At 73.1% G+C, this 19212-nt stretch carries 15 protein-coding genes, 3 tRNA genes and 1 pseudogene; 12 read left to right on the top strand and 7 right to left on the bottom strand.

Translation table 11 applies throughout. The features are described 5' to 3' along the window. Positions 1 to 114: 114 nt before the first annotated feature. Complete coding sequence (locus ABZ951_RS20200) at positions 115 to 366, bottom strand: hypothetical protein (protein ID WP_344096891.1); 252 nt, start codon at positions 364 to 366, stop codon at positions 115 to 117. 111 nt (positions 367 to 477) lie between these two features. On the opposite strand from ABZ951_RS20200, the gene ABZ951_RS20195 reads away from it, so the two are divergent. From ABZ951_RS20195 to ABZ951_RS20185, 3 genes are all read left to right on the top strand, one after another. Continuing rightward, a complete protein-coding gene (locus ABZ951_RS20195) occupies positions 478 to 1305 on the top strand; it encodes a helix-turn-helix transcriptional regulator (protein ID WP_361280380.1) in 828 nt (275 codons plus the stop codon). Then, positions 1302 to 1517 carry a DUF397 domain-containing protein gene (locus tag ABZ951_RS20190; protein WP_344096887.1) on the top strand — a complete coding sequence of 72 codons (216 nt, stop codon included), beginning with the start codon at positions 1302 to 1304 and terminating at the stop codon, positions 1515 to 1517. Before ABZ951_RS20195 ends, ABZ951_RS20190 begins: the two co-directional genes overlap by 4 nt. Before the next feature lie 108 nt (positions 1518 to 1625). Then, positions 1626 to 3281 carry a long-chain fatty acid--CoA ligase gene (locus ABZ951_RS20185; RefSeq protein ID WP_344096885.1) on the top strand — a complete coding sequence of 552 codons (1656 nt, stop codon included), beginning with the start codon at positions 1626 to 1628 and terminating at the stop codon, positions 3279 to 3281. Positions 3282 to 3357: 76 nt separating this feature from the next. Here ABZ951_RS20185 and ABZ951_RS20180 read toward each other — a convergent pair whose 3' ends face one another. Beyond that, positions 3358 to 3732 carry a hypothetical protein gene (locus tag ABZ951_RS20180; RefSeq protein ID WP_344096883.1) on the bottom strand — a complete coding sequence of 125 codons (375 nt, stop codon included), beginning with the start codon at positions 3730 to 3732 and terminating at the stop codon, positions 3358 to 3360. 306 nt (positions 3733 to 4038) lie between these two features. Here ABZ951_RS20180 and ABZ951_RS20175 point away from each other — a divergent pair, with 306 nt between their 5' ends. Both ABZ951_RS20175 and ABZ951_RS20170 read left to right on the top strand, forming a co-directional pair. Then, a complete protein-coding gene (locus ABZ951_RS20175; protein ID WP_344096881.1) occupies positions 4039 to 4533 on the top strand; it encodes an RICIN domain-containing protein in 495 nt (164 codons plus the stop codon). An 86-nt stretch (positions 4534 to 4619) separates the two neighbouring features. Beyond that, on the top strand, positions 4620 to 4931 hold the full coding sequence (locus ABZ951_RS20170) for a hypothetical protein (protein ID WP_344096912.1): 312 nt from the start codon (positions 4620 to 4622) through the stop codon (positions 4929 to 4931). A 353-nt stretch (positions 4932 to 5284) separates the two neighbouring features. Here ABZ951_RS20170 and ABZ951_RS20165 read toward each other — a convergent pair whose 3' ends face one another. From ABZ951_RS20165 to ABZ951_RS20155, 3 genes are all read right to left on the bottom strand, one after another. Then, the gene (locus ABZ951_RS20165; protein WP_344096879.1) at positions 5285 to 5980 is read right to left on the bottom strand and encodes a hypothetical protein; all 696 of its coding nucleotides are present in this window, start codon (positions 5978 to 5980) and stop codon (positions 5285 to 5287) included. A gap of 253 nt (positions 5981 to 6233) precedes the next feature. After that, positions 6234 to 7073: a class I SAM-dependent methyltransferase gene (locus ABZ951_RS20160; RefSeq protein ID WP_344096877.1), complete on the bottom strand. Its 840-nt coding sequence runs from the start codon at positions 7071 to 7073 to the stop codon at positions 6234 to 6236. Between the two features lie 414 nt (positions 7074 to 7487). Beyond that, positions 7488 to 8720 (bottom strand): MFS transporter, encoded by a 1233-nt coding sequence (locus tag ABZ951_RS20155; RefSeq protein ID WP_344096875.1) that lies wholly within the window; start codon positions 8718 to 8720, stop codon positions 7488 to 7490. A 100-nt stretch (positions 8721 to 8820) separates the two neighbouring features. On the opposite strand from ABZ951_RS20155, the gene ABZ951_RS20150 reads away from it, so the two are divergent. Then, on the top strand, positions 8821 to 9417 hold the full coding sequence (locus ABZ951_RS20150) for a TetR family transcriptional regulator (protein ID WP_344096873.1): 597 nt from the start codon (positions 8821 to 8823) through the stop codon (positions 9415 to 9417). Between the two features lie 131 nt (positions 9418 to 9548). Here the strand turns inward: ABZ951_RS20150 and ABZ951_RS20145 are convergent, their stop codons facing one another. Both ABZ951_RS20145 and ABZ951_RS20140 read right to left on the bottom strand, forming a co-directional pair. Next, the gene (locus ABZ951_RS20145; protein ID WP_361280377.1) at positions 9549 to 14675 is read right to left on the bottom strand and encodes a PAS domain-containing protein; all 5127 of its coding nucleotides are present in this window, start codon (positions 14673 to 14675) and stop codon (positions 9549 to 9551) included. 201 nt (positions 14676 to 14876) lie between these two features. Then, entirely contained in the window at positions 14877 to 15335 is a 459-nt protein-coding gene (locus ABZ951_RS20140; protein WP_344098084.1) for an SSI family serine proteinase inhibitor, read from the bottom strand. A 241-nt stretch (positions 15336 to 15576) separates the two neighbouring features. Here ABZ951_RS20140 and ABZ951_RS20135 point away from each other — a divergent pair. From ABZ951_RS20135 to ABZ951_RS20110, 6 genes and pseudogenes are all read left to right on the top strand, one after another. After that, positions 15577 to 15667 (top strand) — tRNA-Ser (locus ABZ951_RS20135). Positions 15668 to 15874: 207 nt separating this feature from the next. After that, a tRNA-Arg gene (locus ABZ951_RS20130) sits at positions 15875 to 15947 on the top strand. A 42-nt stretch (positions 15948 to 15989) separates the two neighbouring features. Then, a tRNA-Met gene (locus tag ABZ951_RS20125) sits at positions 15990 to 16063 on the top strand. Positions 16064 to 16252: 189 nt separating this feature from the next. Further along, positions 16253 to 16579, top strand: a pseudogene (locus ABZ951_RS20120) (winged helix-turn-helix domain-containing protein); the annotation flags it as partial. A gap of 97 nt (positions 16580 to 16676) precedes the next feature. After that, complete coding sequence (locus ABZ951_RS20115; RefSeq protein WP_344098083.1) at positions 16677 to 18203, top strand: MFS transporter; 1527 nt, start codon at positions 16677 to 16679, stop codon at positions 18201 to 18203. Between the two features lie 128 nt (positions 18204 to 18331). Further along, positions 18332 to 19120, top strand: a complete 789-nt coding sequence (locus tag ABZ951_RS20110) for a TetR/AcrR family transcriptional regulator (RefSeq protein ID WP_344098082.1) — start codon at positions 18332 to 18334, stop codon at positions 19118 to 19120. The last annotated feature ends 92 nt before the right edge of the window (positions 19121 to 19212 follow it).

Raw genomic sequence — 19212 nt, 5'->3', positions numbered from 1 at the left:
GGAGCGGGACGGCCAGGCCGACCGTCCCGTACGACGGGAACCGTTCCACTTGGCAGTGGGCGCAGCGCAGGCTGTCCTGGCCCTCCTCCCAGACGTGCGCGCAGTCCCGCCCGGTCACAGCCGGACCCCCGGCCTGCCCATGACCGCGCGCCAGCCGCGCTTGATGATCTCGGTGTACGAGCGGTGGGAAGGGTTCGCGGCGGCGTGCCCGAGCACCCAGTCGATGCTCTGGGTCGGGTCCTCGGTGCGGGGCGACCCCTCCCCGCACAGGTCGCATTCCTGCGCGTAGGTGCGAGACCTGGCGTCCGGCTCCTCGTCGGGCTGGACCGTCCAGTACATGTGCTTGACCACGGCGCGGGTGCTCACCGCTTTACCCCTCACTGTCTGTGCTGATTCGGTGACGAGTCTGGGGGTTTCCCAGTAGGCTCGCCAGAGGTAAAGGCTTATGGCACTTCACTGCGAAAACAGGTGACAACTATGCCTGCTCCCAAGGAACTCGACCCGTCCAAATCCCTCGCCGCTCTGTACGGAAAGAAGTTACGCAAGCTGAGAGTTCGAGCTGGGTGGACTCAAAGGGAGTTGGGCGACCAGATCCCACTAGCGCACAGCCGCATCGCCCAGTTCGAGCTCGGGAAGGAGGTGCCGCCCAAGGACATCTCCGACCGACTGGACAAGCTCCTGGATGCAGACGGTGATCTTTCTGATCTCTGGGAGCACGTCAAGCGCGCGCCGTACTCCGACTGGGTGCGCAAGTACGTGGAGTACGAGGCCAGGGCCACCGCCATGCACAAGTACTTGCCGTTCCACGTGCCCGGTCTGTTGCAGACCGAGGCATACGCCCGGGAAGTCATGCGGGCCGCGCGACCGTGGTTCACTGCGGACGAAATCGAGGAAAAGGTCGCCGCGCGACTCGCCCGGCGGGTGGTCCTGGAGAAGGCCGAGCCGCCGTTGCTGTGGGTGGTGCTGGACGAGGCCGTGCTTCGACGTCCGGTCGGCGGACCTTCGGTCATGCGTGAGCAACTGGCCTACGTCCTGGAGGCTTCGTCGTCCCTGCACGTGGAGGTCCAGGTCCTGCCGTTCGAGGTCGGCGCGCACGCCGCCATGGGCGGGACGCTGACCTTGCTGTCCTTCGACAACTCCCCGGATGTGGCCTACGTTGAAGGGGAATCCTGGGGCGACCTGGTAAGGGACCGGCGAGCAGTGGCTCGACACTCCCATCGGTACGACCTAGTTCAGGCTTCGGCTCTCTCACCGGGCGCATCAGTCAACTGGGTTGCAAAGGCGATGGAGGAATTCGCAGCATGAAGGCCATTCGAACCGAACTGAGCCACGCTGTATGGCGAAAGTCAACCTACAGCGTAGGGGACGAGGAATGCCTTGAGATAGCGGACAACATTCCCGGCAACGGGGTCCCCGTCCGGGACAGCAAGCGCCCCCAAGGGGCCGCCCTGATCATCCCGGCGGCCGCATGGACCACGTTCGTCACCGCAGTCCGGAGCGGCAAGCTCCCCCGCTGACGATCGACGAAATCGTGCCCGCAGGGTAGTGACTTACCGAGGGGAACGAAAGCAGAATCGACGGGACTACCTCGCGCAACGCGGCGCGCAGAATTGGGAGGCCCCTCGGTGCTGAGCACGATGCAGGACGTACCGCTCACCGTTACCCGCATGCTCCTCCACGGCGCGGTCGTGCACGGGGACGCGAAGGTGACGACCTGGACCGGTGACGGCGAGCCGCTGCGCCGCACGTTCCGGGAGGTCGGCGCGCGCACGATCCAGCTGGCGCACGCGCTCCGGGACGAGCTGGGGGTCGTGGGCGACCAGCGGGTCGGCACCCTTATGTGGAATAACAGCGACCACATGGAGGCGTACCTGGCCGTGCCCTCCATGGGCGCCGTCCTGCACACGCTCAACCTGCGCCTGCCTCCCGAGCAGCTCGCGTACATCATCAACCATGCCGCCGACCGCGTGATCATCGTCAACGGTTCGCTGCTGCCGCTGCTCGCGCCGCTGCTGCCGCACCTCGGCACGGTTGAGCACGTCGTGGTGGCGGGCCCGGGGGACAGGTCGCTCCTCGAAGGCTGTCGGCCGACCGTGCACGAGTACGAGGAGCTGCTCGCGGGCCGCCCGGATGACGCGTTCGACTGGCCGGAGCTGGACGAGCGCGAGGCAGCCGCGCTCTGCTACACCTCCGGCACGACGGGCGACCCCAAGGGTGTGGCGTACAGCCACCGTTCGGTGTACCTGCACGCGATGGAGGTCAACGCGGCGGCGTCGTTCGGGCTGACACCGGCGGACACGTGTCTCCCTGTGGTCCCCATGTTTCACGTGAACGCGTGGGGCTTGCCGTTCGCGTGCTTCATGGCGGGCACGTCGATGCTGATGCCGGACCGGTTCCTCCAGCCGGCGCCGCTGGCCGACATGATCGAGGCGGAGAAGCCGACGGTCAGCGGTGGCGTGCCGACGATCTGGGCGGGACTGCTGACGGAACTGGACGCGAGGCCGCGCGACATGTCGTCGTTCCGGACCGTCATCGTCGGGGGCGCCGCGTGCCCGCCGGCGCTGATGAAGAACCTGGAGGACCGGCACGGGGTGACGCTCGTCCAGGCGTGGGGCATGACGGAGACGTCGCCGCTGGGCTCGATGGCGTTCCCGCCGCTGGGGATGACGGGCGAGGAAGCCTGGCCGTGGCGCATCATCCAGGGCCGTCCCCCGGCCGGCGTGGAACTGCGGCTGGCGGCGCCGGGCGGCGGCATACAGCCGTGGGACGGGGAGTCGACGGGTGAGGTCGAGGTCCGGGGGCCGTGGATCACGGCCGCGTACTACGGCGGGGCGGCGGGTGAACCGTTCCGCCCGGAGGACAAGTTCAGCGAGGACGGCTGGCTGCGCACGGGCGATGTCGGCGTGATCTTCCCGAACGGATTCCTGAAGCTGACGGACCGGTCGAAGGACGTCATCAAGTCGGGCGGGGAGTGGATCTCGTCGGTCGAGCTGGAGAACCAGCTGATGGCACACCCGGGCGTGGCGGAGGCGGCCGTCGTCGCCGTCCCGGACGAGAAGTGGGGCGAGCGCCCGCTGGCGACGGTGGTCATGAAGGACGGCGTGGCCTGCGACTACCCGGCCCTGAAGGCGTTCCTGGGCGAGCGGGTGGCCCGCTGGCAGCTCCCGGAGCGCTGGACGCGGATGACGACGATCCCGAAGACGTCGGTGGGCAAGTTCGACAAGAAGGTGCTGCGGCGCCAGTACGCCGCGGGGGAGCTGGACGTCACGGTCGTGCCGTAGCGGCGGGACGGGCCCGGGAGCTGCCCGCCCGAGGGGCGGACAGCTCCGGCTCAGCGCTTGGCCGTGTGGGCTGCCATCAGCACTTTTCGAGGCTGCCGCCCCCGATCAAGGAGTCCTTTACCCAGCCCTGATTGTCGGTGCCCTTGATCCGCGCGTGGGTCCAGGTCCCATCGTTCTTGGTGTTGGTGTAGCAGTGGAAGTAGATGGTGGCCCCCTTGGGAATCTGCCCCAGGGCGGCACAGTTCGTGTGGGGGCCGCCGCGGTAGCGGACCCCGTTCTTCACGACCTTCGCCTTGTCCGCGTCCTTGTTGGACCACTTGTGCGAACAGTCGAGGACGCCGGTGGTGCCGGTGCCGACGGTGGGCGCGGCCGAGGCGGCGGGTGCGAGCAGGAGCCCGCCGCCGAGCAGAGCCGCTGTGGCTGCGAGGGCCAAAGGCTTGCGTATGTTCATGGTGTGTCCTCTCTGTTTGATGGACCCACGCATGATGTCCGGGGTTGGATGCAACGGGAACCTATTTGCGGGATGAAAGAATTTGCGCCTGCATAGGTAGTTGGCGGTACGGCCTTCGGCCGAGCGGGGTTAACGGAGGCGGCGGTGCCGGGGCTGGAACGGGCCGTCCCGGGGTGGGTTCCGGACAGATCGTGAGCCCCCGGTCCGGTGGCCGGACCGGGCTCTGGTCGGGTCGGCCCGTGGGCGGCATCCTCGCCCACGGGGTGCCCGCAGGCACCCGGGCCGGCACGACCCACGGAGGTCTAGATGAGAGCCATCCGTATCCCCGCCCTGATCGCCGCGGCGGTCCTCGCCGCCACCGGGATGGCGACCGGCACCGCACAGGCCGCCGTCCCTCTCTGGCGCAGCCTCGCCGGGTTCGAGAAGTGCGTGGGACTGGCCGACAACGGGAGCACCGCGAACGGCACCGAGCTCGTCATCTGGGACTGCCACAGCCACCCCGACCAGCAGTGGGCCCCGAGTGCCCCCGTCGGACTGATCCAGAGCCTGGCCGCCGCCAACAAGTGCGTCGGGCTGGCGAACGGCGGCAGTACCACCAACGGCACCCGGCTGGTCGTCTGGGACTGTCACGGCAACCCCGACCAGCGGTGGGCCGTCCACAGCGACAACAGCGTGCGCAGCCAGGTCGTCGCCAACAAGTGCGTGGGCCTCGCGAACAACGGCAGCACCACCAACGGGACGCGGCTCGTCATCTGGGACTGCCACGGGAACTACGACCAGCGGTGGCGGTTCGGGTTCTAGGGATCGCGTGATGAGCCCGGTGAGGGCGGCATAGGGTCGTTCGCATGTCTGTACGTCTTCGTATGCGTCAAGCACTGCCGGAAGCGATGCGTGCCCGCGACAAGGCCGCCGTGAGCGCGCTGCGTTCGACACTCGCCGCGCTGGACAACGCGGAGGCGGTGCCCGTGGACGAAGCGGGGCTGCGCGGCGGGGCGCTCGAACACTCGCCGGCCGGTGCCGGGGCGGCGGAGGCGCCGCGGCGTTTGCTGAGCGAGGGGGCCGTGGTCGATGTGGTGCGGGCCGAGGTGGACGAACGGCTTGCCGCTGCCGCGCAGTTGAGCGGGCTCGCGGAGGGGGAGCGGGCTGCGCGGCTTCGGGCGGAGGCGGATGTGTTGCGGCGGTTTCTCGACGACGTTTAGACGACGTTTAGGGGAGTGCGCGGTCGGCTGCGGGGGTGTGGGGGCCGGGCGCGGCGTTCCCCGCGCGCCTTCGCTTCGCTGGGGGTTGGGCGTTGTCTGCGGGTGTGTGGGGGCTGGTCGCGCAGTTCCCCGCGCCCCTTTTTGGGGTGGTGCTGGGTTGCGGGCATGTGCCGGTTCGTGGGGGCTGGTCGCGCAGTTCCCCGCGCCCCTTTTTGGGGTGGTGCTGGGTTGCGGGCATGTGCCGGTTCGTGGGGGCCGGGCGCGCCGTTCCCCGCGCCCCCTTCGGGGCGCCCCCTGCGGGTTCCTACGCGTCGGCTGGGGCAACGGGTATCTCGGCTACAGCGGTGGCGCGGTCAGCCGGGGTCGTTCTCCGGGCGGGCGCTCGCCAGCGTGACCACCGCTCGGCGCAGGGCGCGGTCGCGCAGTTCGCCGTACGCGGCCAGCTCGGTGCGGCGCAGCTCGCGGACCTCCGCGAGGAGGTTCGGTTCCAGGCGGGCGCGCGTCCGGCCCAGACCGCTCTCCCGGTCGCAGCGGGCCTGGACGGCCGGGGCCGGCGGCTTGTCGTCGCCCGCCGGGCCCACGCAGCGCTCCCAGCGGGCCCGGGCCGCCTGGTACTCGGGGACCTTCGCCATGCGGGCGGCGGCCTCGGCGTCGATGTTGTTGACGGTCACCTGCGCGCGGAACCAGCGGCGCTGGTCCCCGTACAGCGTCCGCTGCGCTTCGGCGAGACAGCCGTCGGAGTGGGCGGTGACGGTGTAGCCCGTGGCGAGGGTGACGGACAGCTCGCGGGCCCCGGTGCCGAAGAGGGCGTCCCGGGCCTTGCGGTCTTCGGCCGTGGGCTTGGACGTCGTGCCCTGGCTCGGCGGTCGCAGGCCGCGTGCGGTGAGGCAGCGGTCGACGAGCGACTGCTGGGCGATCTTGAGGAGGTCGTCCCGCTCGTTCTCACCGGAGGGGATCGCGGGCGGCGAGGGCACGGCGGGGACTTCGGTGCAGCCGCCGGTCAGCAGGGCGGCGGCGAGGGCGGCGGCGGTGAGGAGAGGGGCGCGCACGGCTCACCCGGCCCGGTGGTCCGTGACGGCGGGCTGAACGGGCCTGTGGAACACGGAGAATCCCCCCGGGTGGGTGTGCGTGTGCGTCCGTCGTGCGGAGAGCGGAGGCAGGACGAGAAACACCAAGCAGGCTGCCCGTTCGGGCGGGGGGCATGCGGGGGTTCACCCGATCGGGGGGCGACTTCTCCGGTGCGTCAGCTGGGCCGCCGGCGTCAGGCGTCCCTCCGTGCCCGGGAGGCCCCCGCCCCGCCCGTCACCGCCGTGCGTGGAAGATGCCCCACCGCAGGTGCCCCGTGCGGGACGCGTCCGCCCAGAGCGGGAGGTTCTCCAAGAGGTTGTCCACGTAGGCCGGGCTGATCACGTCCTGGAGGTCGCGCGCCCGGCGGCCCGTCTCCTCTATCAGGCCCAGGTAGTGGGTCAGCAAGTGCTCGCTGAGGTCCTCGAACTCGACCTGGGCCAGGCCCAGGCCCGTCAGCCGTTCCCGGTAGAAGGCGGGTGTGGCCAGGGCCGTGACGTTCAGGCGGGCCACGGCCGCGCGCAGGGCGGCCGGCGGGGTGTCGTCGGCGGACATCAGGTCCGTGAACAGCAGGTCGCCCCTGGGCTTGAGGACGCGTACCGCCTCGCTGAGGACCCGCTCCCGGTCGCCGCTGTGGCAGAACGCCTCCTGGGACCACACGACGTCGAAGTGCGCGTCGGGGTAGGGAACGTCCTCGAACGAGCCGGTGACGACGTCTATGCGGTCGTCCAGGCCGCGCTCCCGGTTCGTCTTGCGGTGGCGTTCGTTCTGGGTGCCGCTGATGTTCAGTGCGACGACCCGGCAGTGGAAGATCTCGGCCAGCCGGCGCGCGGGCCCGCCGTAACCGGAACCGAGATCCAGCACCGTGGTACCCGGCCCCAGCCGCTCGGCGGCCTTGGCGGCTATCCGGTCGACCGTCCGGTGCGATGCCTCGGCGACCGGTTCGCCCTCGTGGGCGTACACGCCGGTGTGGATGTCCTCGCCGCCCCAGAGGGTGGCGTAGAAGGCGTCGACGTCGCTGGTGTCGTAGTAGCGGCGGGCCGCTTCGGCGGCGGCCGTTGTCCGTTCCTGGCTCATTATCGTCAGCCTCGCTTTTCCCGTACGGGTCTGGGCGGACCAGTGGGGGTCTGGGGTCACGGGAGTTGCTGAGGCTGACGGTAATGGGGGGTGCGGGGTGGGGGCAGGAGGGCGGTTCCGGCCACAACGCTCCGCCGCGGCGCTCCGCTGGGGGTTGGGTGTTGGGTGCGGGTGGGTGGGGGTTGGGCGCGCAGTTCCCCGCGCCCCTGTGCTCCGCTGGGGTTGGGTGTTGTCTGCGGGTGCGTCGTGGCTGGGCGCGCCGTTCCTCGCGCCCCTTTGGGTCGCTGGGGTTGGGTGTTGGGTGCGGGTGGGTGGGGGTTGGGCGCGCAGTTCCCCGCGCCCCTTTGGGGCGCTGAGGTGTGCGGGTGTGTTGTGGCTGGGCGCGCCGGTCCCCGCGCCCCTTTCGGAGCGTCGTCACGCGTGCTTTGCGCGGCCCCGGGTTGCTCCGAACCAGCCGATCGTCAAGGAAACGGCCGCTATCGCGCAGACGCCGTTCCAGCCCCAGTGTGCGAAGGCCGGGCCCGCCAGGGCCGACGCGCTCGCGCCGCCGATGAACGCCGACACCACGTACGCCGTATTGGCCGAGGACGGCTTCGCCGTCGCGCCCAGGGCCCGCGCCTGGTTAGCGACCTGGCCGCCCGTGAGTCCGACGTGGATCACCGCAGCCGCCGCGCACAGCGCCCACAGGTGGTGACCGCCGAGCCAGAACAGCGGCAGCGAGGCCGCCACGATGACGTACGAGGACGCGACGACCCGGTCCGGCCCGAAACGGTCGATCATGCTGCCGGAGAGCGGGGCGACGGCGGTGGAGATGAGGCCGAAGAGGCCGAAGAGGCCGGCGGTGGCGGTCGAGAGGTGGAAGGGGGTGTCCGCCGTCAGCAGCAGCGCCAGCGTCGTCCACAGCGAGCTCCACGCGCCGAACAGCCCGCCCTGGCGCAGGCACGCGGCCCGCAGTTCGGCCGACGAGCGCATCAGGCCCGGCAGCGCGGCGATGGACTTGAGCGGCCGGGCGGCCTGGCGCGGACGCGTCTCCGCGGGCAGGGCCAGGGCGGTCAGCAGGCCGACGACGATCGTCAGGACGGCCCCGCCGATGAAGACGGTCCGCCAGCCGTACGCCTCGCCGACGAGCCCGCCGAGGACGCGCGCCGCGACGACGCCGGTGAACAGCCCGGACACCACCGCGGCCAGGTGGCGGCCACGCCGGTCGGCGGGCGCCCGCTCGGCGACGAGCGGGACGAGCAGCTGCGGGACGACCGTCGCCGCGCACGCCACCAGGACGGCCGCGGCCAGCGCGGGCAGACCCGGCGCGAACGCGGCGGCCACGAGCGCCACACCGGCCACGGACGACAGCACGGCGACGAGCCGGCGGCGGTCGGCGGTGTCACCGAGCGGGGCGAAGGCCAGCAGGCCGATGGCGTAGCCGAGCTGGGAGACGGAGGCGATCCAGCCCGCGGAGGAGGGGGAGGCGCCGAAGTCACGGGCGATGAGGCCGAGGAGCGGGGCCGCGAGGTAGATGTTCGCCGCGGTGACGGCGGTGCACAGGGCGATGACGGCGAGCAGGAGCCCGGGGCGGAGGGCCGGACGGCCCGGGGCGGCCGGGGTGGCGGGGGCCTGGGCGGGGGCGGGGGTGACGACGGGTGTCGACATGGGTGCGGTGCGCTCCTCGAAGCTTGCAACCAACTAGTTAGTTATAAGTTTGGAGCCTGCCTGGGAGGCTGTCAACCAGTTAGTTGGTTACCCTGGGTGCATGGCAGCTGTCAGGAACCCCGAGGCCACGAAGGCCCGCATCTTCGCGGCGGCCACCGCCGAATTCGCCGCCCACGGCATCGCCGGCGCGCGCATCGACCGCATCGCCCGCGAGGCCAAGGCGAACAAACAGCTCATCTACGCCTACTTCGGCGACAAGGCCGCGCTGTTCGCCCACGTCCTCGAACGCGCTCTGGTCGAACTCGCCGCCTCCGTCCCCACCGAGGCCGAGGACCCCGACGACTACGTCGACCGCCTCATGGACTACCACCAGACCCACCCGGAGCTGATGCGGCTGCTCCTGTGGGAGGGCCTGGAGTACGGCACCGGGCCGATCCCCATGGAGGAGGAGCGCCGGGCCCGCTACGCGGCGAAGACCGCGGCCTTCGCCGCGGCCCAGGAGGACGGAACGGTGGCCAAGGTCCTCCCGCCGCAGGACCTCGTCTTCGTGATCAGCGCGATGGCCGGCTGGGCGATGGTGGCCCCGCAGTTCACGAAGCTGCTCGTCGGGGACACGGACGAGGACAAGGCGCGCCTGCGCGCCTCCGTGCGGGAGGCTGCGCGGCTTCTCACCGAGCCGGAAGGGGGTGGGCGGTAGGTCGTGTTCGGCGCGTCTTCGGCTGCGGGTCTGTCGTTGCCGCCTGCGCGCCTGCGGCGGCGAGCGCCCTGCGGGCGCGTCCTCAGACTCCCCCAGCTAACGCTGGGGGGTGCCCCCGCGACGGCGACCCGTCAGTTCGAGCCGATTTTCGTCAGCAGGTCCACGATGCGGCCCTGCACCTCCGCGCTCGTCGAGCGCTCCGCGAGGAACAACACCGTCTCCCCCGACACCAGCCCCGGCGACTGCGCCGGGTCCATCTCCGCCGACGTGTAGACGACCAGCGGCGTACGGCTCAGCAGGCCGTTGCCGCGCAGCCAGTCCACGATGCCCGCGCGGCGGCGCCGCACCTGCATCAGGTCCATCACCACGAGGTTCGGGCGCAGCTGACCCGCGAGCGTCACCGCGTCCGCGTCCGTCGCCGCGTGCGCCACCTGCATGCCGCGCCGCTCCAGCGTCGCGGTCAGGGCGTTCGCGATCGGCTCGTGCTCCTCGATCAGCAGCACGCGCGGCGGGTGCATCTCGCTGTCCCGCGGGGCCAGCGCCTTCAGCAGCACGGCCGGATCGGCCCCGTACGCGGCCTCCCGCGTCGCCTGCCCCAGCCCCGCCGTCACCAACACCGGAACCTCCGCCGCCACCGCCGCCTGACGCAGCGACTGCAGCGCCGTCCGGGTGATCGGACCCGTCAGCGGATCGACGAACAGGGCGGCCGGGTACGCCGCGATCTGCGCGTCCACCTCCTCGCGCGAGTGCACGATCACCGGACGGTAGCCGCGCTCGTTCAGCGCCGCCTCCGTGGAGGCGTCCGGCGCCGGCCACACCAGCAGGCGGCGCGGGTTGTCCAGCGGCTCCGGCGGCAACTCGTCGTCCACCGGCGGGCGCGGAGCCGAGACGACCTCCACCGCGCCGTTCGGGCCGTCGAGCGGCTCGGGCCCCTCGGAACCCTCGTCCGGGGCCCCTATGGCGAACGCCCGGCCCTCCGGCGTGCCGAGCTGCTGCGGGCGCGGACCGGTGGACGGCGTCGGGCGCGCCGTCGTCTGCGCCTCCCGCTCCCGCTCACCCTCGGAGGGGTTGCCCAGCTTGCGCCTGCGGCCCGACCCGACGGGCGTACCGCCGGCCGGAGTCTCCCCGGCGGCCGGGCCCTGGCCGAGCCTGCGCACGCTGATGGGCTGCGCGGCAGCCTCCGGCGAGGCGGCCTGCTGCGCCGCCGCGCCGGGCTCCTCGGCGAGTGCCCGGCGGGCACGGCGCCGGCCGGTCGGAGCGGGGGCGCTCGCCGCTTCGGGCTCGGTGGCGGTGCGGACGGCTTCACCGGGGCCGACGGGTTGCTCGGCCTTCGCCTGCGCGGCCTTCGCCTGGCCGGCGGGGCTGCCGGGGCCCGGGGTGAAGGGGGCACCGGGCCCGCCGGGCGGGTTGGGCCCTTGCGGGGGCGGGGGCCCGGCGGGGGCGGGACGCGGGCGGTCGGCCGCACCGGCTGCGTCGGCGCGGTTCGCCGGGGCCTGGCCGTGGGGGTACGGGCCGTTCGTCCGGTCCGGGCCGGGCGCCGCGCCCGGGCCCGGCTGGGCGAACGGGCCGCCGGGGCCCTGGTTGTCGGGGTACGGGCCGGGGCTCGCGGCTGCGGGTGTGCCGGATGCGGCACCGGCGTGGCGGGCGGTGCCTTGGCCTGCGGGGAGCGGGGCGTCGGCGCCGTTCGTGCCGGGCGCCGCGTCCGGGTTCGGCTGGGCGTACGGGCCGCCGGGGCGGTCGGCCGGGCCGTGGGCTGCCGGGTAGGGGCCGTCGGCGCCGTTCGTACCGGGCACTGCGCCGGGACGCCGGCCTGCGGGGTGCGGGCCGTCAGTTCCGTTCGTGCCGGGCGCCGCGCCCGGGCCCGGCTGCGGGTAGGGGCCGCCGGGGCCCTGGTTGTCGGGGTACGGGCCGGGGTTCGCGGCTGTGGGCGTGCCGGATGCGGCACCGGCGTGGCGGGCGGTGCCTTGCCCTGCGGGGTGCGGGGCGTTCGCTCGGTCGGGCCCGAGTGCCGCGTCGGGGTTGGGCTGGGGGTAGGGGTTGCCGGGCGTGCCGGGGCGCGTGGCCGGGCTGTGGCCTGCGGGGAGCGGGCCGTCAGTTCCGTTCGTACCGGGCGATGCGCCCGGGCCCGGCTGGGGGTACGGGCCGCCGGGGCGGTCGGCCGGGCCCTGGCCCGCGGGGTAGGGGCCGTCGGCCCGCTCCGCGCCGGGCGAAGCGTCCGTGTCCGGGCCGGGGTACGGGCCGGAGCCGGGGCGGTTCGGGTGGGCGGCCGCGCCGGGGTGCCCGGCTGCGGGGTCACCGGGACGGTTCGCCGGCCCCCCGCCCACGGCGCGGGGGCCGTTCGCCCCGTCCGTTCCGGTGGGCTGGGGGTACGGGCCACCGGGGCCGGGGCGGACGTCGGCCGGGACCTGGTCGGCCGGGAACGGGCCGGGTCCACCGTGGTTTCCGGCGCCGGGACGGTTCGTCCGGCCCGCGCCGGGCACGTCCGGGCCGAGGCGGTCCGGCCCGGCAGGCGCTGAGCCGGGTCCGGTCGGAGACGCACCGGCCTGCGGGTACGCCCCGGGGCCGTTCCCGCCGCCGGGGCGGCCCGCAGCGTCGGCGGGGTTCTGCGGGTACGGGGCCGTACCGGGTGCGCCGCCCGGGCGCGCGGCAGGCGCCGCGCCGGGCTGCGGGTGCGGCCCACGGCCGCCCGGACCGTCCGCCGGGCCTTGCTCGGTCACGAACGACCCGGTCCGCCCGAGAGGCACCGCCGTGCCGGGACCGCCCGGCACTCCGGGGCCGGGCCGGATCGGTCCGGCAGGCGCTGAGCCGGGTCCGGTCGGAGACGCACCGGCTTGCGCGTACGGGCCGGGGTCGCCCGGACCGTCCGTCGGGTCCTGACCGTTGACGAATGCTCCCGTCCGCCCGAGATGGGGCGCCCCGGGTCCGTTCCCACCGCCGGGGCGGCCCGCAGCGTCGGCGGGGTTCTGCGGGTACGGGGCCGTACCGGGTGCGCCGCCCGGGCGCGCGGCAGGCACCGCGCCGGGCCCGGCCGAACGGCCGTCGGATCCGTCGGTGGACTCCCGCCGGAACGGGCCCGGCCGGGCAGCCTGCGTCCCCGTGCCGTCGCCCGCCGGTACCGGACCGGCCGGCGACGCCGGGCCCGGATCGGCCAGGAACGAACCGGTCCGGCCGAGGTGGGGCGCCGCCTGGCCCGTCTCCTGCGGAACCGGGCCGGGCCGGACGGCCCCCGCCTCCGCCGGACCCGTGCGGTCCGCGTCAGCCGGCGGCAGCGCGAACGGCGCCCGCGGCCCGGACGGTTCGGCATGGGTCTGGCCCGGAATGGACCGTTCCGGGGTCTCCGTGAGGGCGCGCCGCGCCCGGCGGCCGGTCGGCGCCGCCGCCGGACCGAGCGCGGCGGGCAGCCCCGACTCCGGCGTGCGGTCCGCCTCCGCCGGCGGCAGTGCGAACGCCGCCCGCGGCGCCTCCGGCTCGGCGGCCTGTCCCCGCCGCGCCCGGCGGCCGGTCGGGGCCGCCGCGGCCTGCGCCGGCACCCGGCCCGCGGCCTCGGAGCCGCCCGGGCCGTCCCCGGAAGGAGGCCGCTCCTCCTCCGCACGAGGACGCGCCCGCCGACGCCCCGTCGGCTGCGGCTGCGGCTCCGCCGCAGGAGAGTCACCGTCCGCCTTCGCCGCGGTCTCCCGCGGCGCCGGCGCCGCGCCCGTGCCGCGCGCCCGCTGCGACGGCACCGGCATGACCGTCGTCGCGTTCATCGTGTCCATGGCCGTCAGCCGCTCCGAGGACGACGACGCCGTCACCGGCCCGGCCTTCGCGGAGACCGGCACCTCCAGGACGTAGGCGCTGCCGCCCGCGCCCGGCACGTCGTGCGTCTGGAGCACCCCGCCGTGACCGCGCACGATGCCGCGCACGATCGGCTCGTGCACCGGGTCGCCCCCGGGGTACGGGCCGCGGACCTCGATCCGCACGACCTCGCCGCGCTGTGCCGCCGCGACGACGATCGTCGAGTCACCCGTACCGGAACCGGCGCCCGCGCCCGCCCGCGTGCCGCCCGTCGCGTCGACCCCCGCCACATCCGCGATCAGGTGCGCCAGCGCCTGGGCGAACCGGGCCGCGTCGACCTCGGCCTCGATCGCCGGCGCGTGCACGGCGAACTGCGCCCGGCCGGGACCGATCAGCTCGACGGCGCCGTCGACACCGGCCGCCACGACCTCGTCCAGGGAGACTTTGGTCTTGTCGAGCTTGGTTTCCCCCGCGTCCAGCCGCTGATATTCCAGGACATTGTCGACAAGCGTCGTCATCCGCGCGTACCCGGCGGAAAGGTGATGGAGGATCTGATTGGCCTCGGGCCACAGCTGCCCGGCGGGGTCGGCGGCCAGCCCCCCGAGCTCCCCGCGCAGTTGGTCCAGCGGCCCGCGCAACGACGTGTCCAGCACGGCGAGCAACTGCTCGTGGCGCGCCGCGAGGGCGTCGTAGGAGCGGCGGTCGGTGAAGGTCATCACCGCGCCGACGAGCTGGTCGCCGTCGCGCACGGGCGCGGTCGTCATGTCGACGGGCACCGAACGGCCGTCCTTGGCCCACAGCACCTGCCCGCGCACCCGGTGCTTCCGCCCGGAGCGCAGGGTGTCGGCGAGCGGCGACTCGTCGAACGGGAAGGGCGTGCCGTCCGGCCGCGAGTGGTGGATCAGCGGGTGCAGCTCGCGGCCGCCGAGGTCACTGGCCCGGTAGCCGAGGATCTGCGCGGCGGAGGGGTTGACGAGGACGACCTTGCCGTCGGTGTCCACCCCCACGACGCCCTCGGCCGCCGCGCGCAGGATCATCTCGGTCTGGCGCTGCTGGCGGGCGAGTTCGGCCTCGGTGTCGAGGGTGCCCGTCAGATCGCGGACGACGAGCATCAGCAGCTCGTCCCCCGTGTAGGGGGAGTGGTCGGCGTACGGGGTCCGGCCGTCCTCCAGATTGGCGCTCGTCACCTCGACGGGGAACTCCGTACCGTCCGTGCGCCGGGCCACCATCCGCGTCGGCTTCGTCCGGCCGTCGTCGCTGTCGGGGAGCCGCATCGAGCCCGGGATCCGCCGGGAGTCGAAATCCGGGAGCAGGGAGAGGAGTCCACGGCCCACGAGCCCGGTGCCGGGCACCTCGAAGGTTTCGAGAGCTATGTGATTGGCGTTGACGACCGTGCCGTTGCAATTGACGAGCAACAAGGCGTCGGGCAAAGCGTCGAGTATGGCTGCGAGGCGAGCAGCGCCTCGGGATGGCCTGCTGCTCACGACGACGCTTCCTCCCTGGTTACCGCTTCCTTGCCGACCGCGCCGGGCCTCGCCGCACGTGTCTCCGGCGCCCCGTGGCGTGTCACTGGAGGGAAGTCTACGGGCTGCGGAGGCGGGCGCGACGGCGGACGACGCGTGCGGCGAGGCGCGCCGACGGAGCGCCACGGGGCGTCCCGCCGCAGGCCGGACATGCCCCTCGTGTCAGTTCTTGGGGGTGGACTTCGGGTTCTCGAACAGGCTTGAAAGCGTGTTCCAGCGCGCCATTTCGCACCCGTTCGTCCGGTTGAAGTCCGCCTTGACGGGGCGGCCCGCCCACCGGCCCTCCACCCGGGCCCGCGCGTCGCCGCCGTAGATCATGGTGCAGGTCTCGTCGCTCCGCACGGGCGCGAAGGGGTCCTTGCCCCACCGCGTCTCGCCGTCGAGCTGCGCGCACGCGTCCTCGGCGTGCGCCGGGGAGTACGTGCCGCCGGTGGGGTGGCAGTACAAGGTGTGCGTGCCGTCGAACTTCCCGCTGTCGGTGACGGTGATGGTGAGGTGGTCGCCCGGGGCGTCCTCCGCGACCGGCAGCGGCAGGGGCAGCGCGCCGGCCGGGCTGACGGGGAGGGTGAGCAGGGCCGGCGCCAGGACGGCGGTGGCGACGGTGAGCCGGCGGAGCGACATCGGGGACTCCAGGGGTGCGGGGGACGGGTGTGCCGTTCGGGTCGGTGCGCGAGGGGCGGCGGGCCCGGGAGAGCCCGGCCGAACCCCTCACCCCTCTAACGCGCCCGCGGGCAACGCGTTGCGCGCCGGATACGTCTTTGCCCTGGCCGGGGGAATCCCGGTACCGTAGGGATCGATTGGTGACGGGCCGCAAGGCTGTGTCATCATCTGCACGCACCACTCGCGCATGCGCGGGTGAGCTGGAGGCGTCGCCTAGTCCGGTCTATGGCGCCGCACTGCTAATGCGGTTTGGGTCTTAAAGCCCATCGAGGGTTCAAATCCCTCCGCCTCCGCAGGTGCCGGAAAGCCCCGGCCGTCCTCGTGACGGCCGGGGCTTTCCGCATGGGCGGGCGGGCCGCCGACCAGCTGTGGATGATCTTGCTGGAGGGCTGTTTTCGCAGCTCAGCACGGGTGTGGGTAATGGATTTCGCGTCCCGGCGCAGTTCATGTAATGTTGTCCACGCAACGCCGACCGGCAAGAAAAACCGCCGGAAAGCCGAGCGCTCGTAGCTTAACGGATAGAGCACTTGACTACGGATCAAGAGGTTGCAGGTTCGAATCCTGCCGAGCGCACAGCCGAGGAACCGGTTCCGATGGATCCGGCTTCTCGACCGTCGCGGGGTGGAGCAGCTCGGTAGCTCGCTGGGCTCATAACCCAGAGGTCGCAGGTTCAAATCCTGTCCCCGCTACTCAGAACACAGGCCCGGCACTCGAAAGAGTGCCGGGCCTGTGTCGTTCCCGGCCGCGTTGCCGGAGCCGATGCCTCCGCTTCCCGGGCGCGATTCTCAGCCGAATCACAGAGAGCCGAAAGAGCCTTCTCAGCTCCCGCCGCCAGCCTCGTCCCCATGACCACGACGACCACTGCCTCGCGCCACGCGCTGACCGTGGGGGACCTGGTGCTGGATGAGGACACCGGTACGGTCTCCCGGGCCGGCGCGGAGATCCGGCTGACCGCCACCGAGTTCGCCCTGCTGCGCTTCCTGATGCGCAACCCCGGGCGGGTGCTCAGCAAGCCCCTCATCCTCGACCGGGTCTGGTCCTGCGGCTTCGGCGGCTACGGAGGTTTCGGCGGCCGCGCCAATGTCGTCGAGCTCTACATCTCCTACCTCCGCCGGAAGATCGACGCCGGGCGCGAGCCGATGATCCACACCCGGCGCGGGTCCGGGTACCTCATCAAGGCCGCGCCGCCGGGCGAATCCGGGTAGCGGCCCGGTGTCCGGCAAAAAGAGTTGTACAGCGTAGAACTCCTCTGTACGGTGTAGAGCGCTTGCTGGCCATACGCCGTACAAGGGGGGCTCCTGTATGACCGCCACGACCACCGACTCGCCCGGCACCGCCGACGGGCGACCACAGCGCAACCCCACCCGCTGGGTGATCCTCGGCGTCATCTGTCTCGCGCAGCTCACCGTGCTGCTCGACAACACGGTGCTCACCGTCGCCATCCCCTCGCTCACCGCCGACCTGGACGCCGCGACCTCCGACGTCCAGTGGATGATCAACGCCTACTCGCTCGTCCAGGCGGGCCTGCTGCTCACCGCCGGCAGCGCCGCCGACCGCTACGGGCGCAAGAAGCTCCTCGCCCTGGGCCTGGGCGTCTTCGGCCTCGGCTCGCTCCTCGCGGCCCTCTCCGAGAGCACCGGGCAGCTGATCGCCGCCCGCGCGGGCATGGGCGTCGGCGGCGCGCTGCTGATGACCACGACCCTCGCCGTGATCGTCCAGGTCTTCGACGCCGACGAGCGCGCCAAGGCCATCGGCCTGTGGGGCGCGGTGAGTTCCCTCGGCTTCGCCGCCGGGCCGCTCATCGGCGGCGCGCTCCTCAACCACTTCTGGTGGGGCTCGATCTTCCTGATCAACCTGCCGGTGGCGCTGCTCGGCCTGCTGGCCGTCGTCAAGCTCGTGCCCGAGTCGAAGAACCCCTCGGGCGACCGGCCCGACCTGCTCGGCGCGCTGCTGTCCACCGTCGGCATGACCGGCATCGTCTTCGCGATCATCTCCGGCCCCGAGCACGGCTGGACGTCCGCGCGGGTCCTGATCGCCGCCGCGGCCGGGCTGGCCGCCCTCACGGCCTTCGCCCTGTGGGAGCGGCACATCCCGTACCCCATGCTCGACATGCACTTCTTCCGCAACAGCAGGTTCGTCGGCGCCGTCTCCGGCTCCATCCTCGTCGCCTTCGGCATGGGCGGCTCGTTCTTCCTGCTCGGCCAGCACCTCCAGCTCGTCCTGCACTACGACCCGCTGGAGACGGGCCTGCGGATGTCCCCGCTGGCGCTGGTGATCGTCCTCCTCAACCTCACGGGCGTGGGCGTCCGCCTGCTCCAGAAGGTCGGCACCCCGCTGTCCATAGCGGGCGGCATGGGCCTGCTCGCCGCCGGGCTCACGGCCATCGCCGTCCTCGGCCGGGACGGCTACGGCGGGATGCTGCTCGGCCTCGTCGTGATGGGCACCGGCATCGCCCTGGCCATGCCCGCCATGGCCAACGCGATCATGTCGGCCATCCCGCCGGAGAAGGCCGGCGTGGGCGCGGGCGTCAACGGCACCCTCCAGGAGTGCGGCAACGGCCTGGGCGTCGCCGTCCTCGGCGCCGTCCTCAACTCCCGCTTCGCGGCCCTGCTCCCCGCCGTCGCCGCCGGAGCGGGCTCCCTGCCCGCGGCGCTCGCCCACGCCCGCACACCGCAGGAGCGCCACGCCATCGAGGACGCCTTCGCCTCGGGCGTGCAGTCCAGCCAGCTGGTCGGCGCGGCGGCGGTCCTCGCGGGCGGCATCCTCGCGGCGGTCCTGCTGCGCCGGGCGGAACGGGCACGGGCCGCGCCGGCGGACCAGGCCGCGTAGCGCCCCGGGCCGGTGGCTCCGGGGCGCCCCGGAGCCGGGCCCGCCCCAGGTCACAGGGGTGCGGGCGCCCGTCCGGCAGGGCCTAGCATTCGGTACGAACCACCGGGCAGTCGACAAGGAGAGCGCGCATGGCGAGCGGCGACCGCGCGGGAGACGTACGGGCGAGCGTCTGGCTCGCCGGGAAGACGGCTCCCCGGCGCAGGACCGGCGCGGCCGGTGACGGCGCGGCCCTCGACCTGCCACGGATCCTGGCGACCACGGTCCGGCTGCTGGACGCCGAGGGCCTGGCGAAGTTCTCGATGCGCCGGCTGGCCACCGAGCTCGGCGTGACGGCGATGTCCGTCTATTGGTACGTCGACAACAAGGACGACCTCCTGGAGCTCGCCCTCGACGAGGCCAACGCCGACATGGCCGTCCCCGACGTCTCCGACGAGAGCGTCGACTGGCGCGAACACCTGCGCCGCCTCGCCCTGGAGTACCGCAAGAGCCTCGTCGTCCACCCCTGGGTCGCCCAGCTCGTCGGCCGGTACCTCAACATCGGGCCGCACTCGATGGCCTTCGCCGACGCCACCCTGTCGGTGATGCGGCGCAGCGGCCTGCCGCAGGAGGACGTGACCGGGGCGCTGTCCGCCCTGTTCCAGTTCGTCTACGGCTTCAGCACGATCGAGGCGCTGCACCAGGAGCACTGCCGGGCCGCGGGCGTGAGCATGGACGAGTACTACCAGCAGGTCGCCCGGGCCCTCGCGGCCCGGGAGGAGTTCACGGCGTCCTACCAGGAGTCGGCCGAGGTGCTCCAGGCGCAGCAGGACGTCTCGGTCTCCGAGCGGCGCGAGCGGGAATTCGCCTTCGCCCTGGAGACGGTCATCGCGGGCATCGAGGCCATGCGGGACCGCAAGCCCGGGGACCGGGACCGCTAGGGCGTGTCTTACGGATCAGCCCGGGGCCGCGACGCCCGGCACGGCACCTCGCCGCGTTGTCGCATCACCCGAGTACGCCCAGTACGCGGGAG

This window comes from Streptomyces sp. NPDC046215, from assembly GCF_040646215.1.
Taxonomy (GTDB): Bacteria; Actinomycetota; Actinomycetes; order Streptomycetales; family Streptomycetaceae; genus Streptomyces; species Streptomyces stramineus.
This window is presented reverse-complemented; position numbering and strand designations above follow the sequence as displayed.

Excerpts from the sequence above, each read along its gene's own strand:
- ABZ951_RS20180 (WP_344096883.1), bottom strand. The coding sequence starts at position 3,732 with ATGAACATACGCAAGCCTTTGGCCCTCGCAGCCACAGCGGCTCTGCTC.
- ABZ951_RS20170 (WP_344096912.1), top strand. The coding sequence starts at position 4,620 with ATGCGTGCCCGCGACAAGGCCGCCGTGAGCGCGCTGCGTTCGACACTC.
- ABZ951_RS20150 (WP_344096873.1), top strand. The coding sequence starts at position 8,821 with ATGGCAGCTGTCAGGAACCCCGAGGCCACGAAGGCCCGCATCTTCGCG.
- ABZ951_RS20140 (WP_344098084.1), bottom strand. The coding sequence starts at position 15,335 with ATGTCGCTCCGCCGGCTCACCGTCGCCACCGCCGTCCTGGCGCCGGCC.
- ABZ951_RS20190 (WP_344096887.1), top strand. The coding sequence starts at position 1,302 with ATGAAGGCCATTCGAACCGAACTGAGCCACGCTGTATGGCGAAAGTCA.
- ABZ951_RS20110 (WP_344098082.1), top strand. The coding sequence starts at position 18,332 with ATGGCGAGCGGCGACCGCGCGGGAGACGTACGGGCGAGCGTCTGGCTC.
- ABZ951_RS20160 (WP_344096877.1), bottom strand. The coding sequence starts at position 7,073 with ATGAGCCAGGAACGGACAACGGCCGCCGCCGAAGCGGCCCGCCGCTAC.
- ABZ951_RS20155 (WP_344096875.1), bottom strand. The coding sequence starts at position 8,720 with ATGTCGACACCCGTCGTCACCCCCGCCCCCGCCCAGGCCCCCGCCACC.
- ABZ951_RS20115 (WP_344098083.1), top strand. The coding sequence starts at position 16,677 with ATGACCGCCACGACCACCGACTCGCCCGGCACCGCCGACGGGCGACCA.
- ABZ951_RS20175 (WP_344096881.1), top strand. The coding sequence starts at position 4,039 with ATGAGAGCCATCCGTATCCCCGCCCTGATCGCCGCGGCGGTCCTCGCC.
- ABZ951_RS20195 (WP_361280380.1), top strand. The coding sequence starts at position 478 with ATGCCTGCTCCCAAGGAACTCGACCCGTCCAAATCCCTCGCCGCTCTG.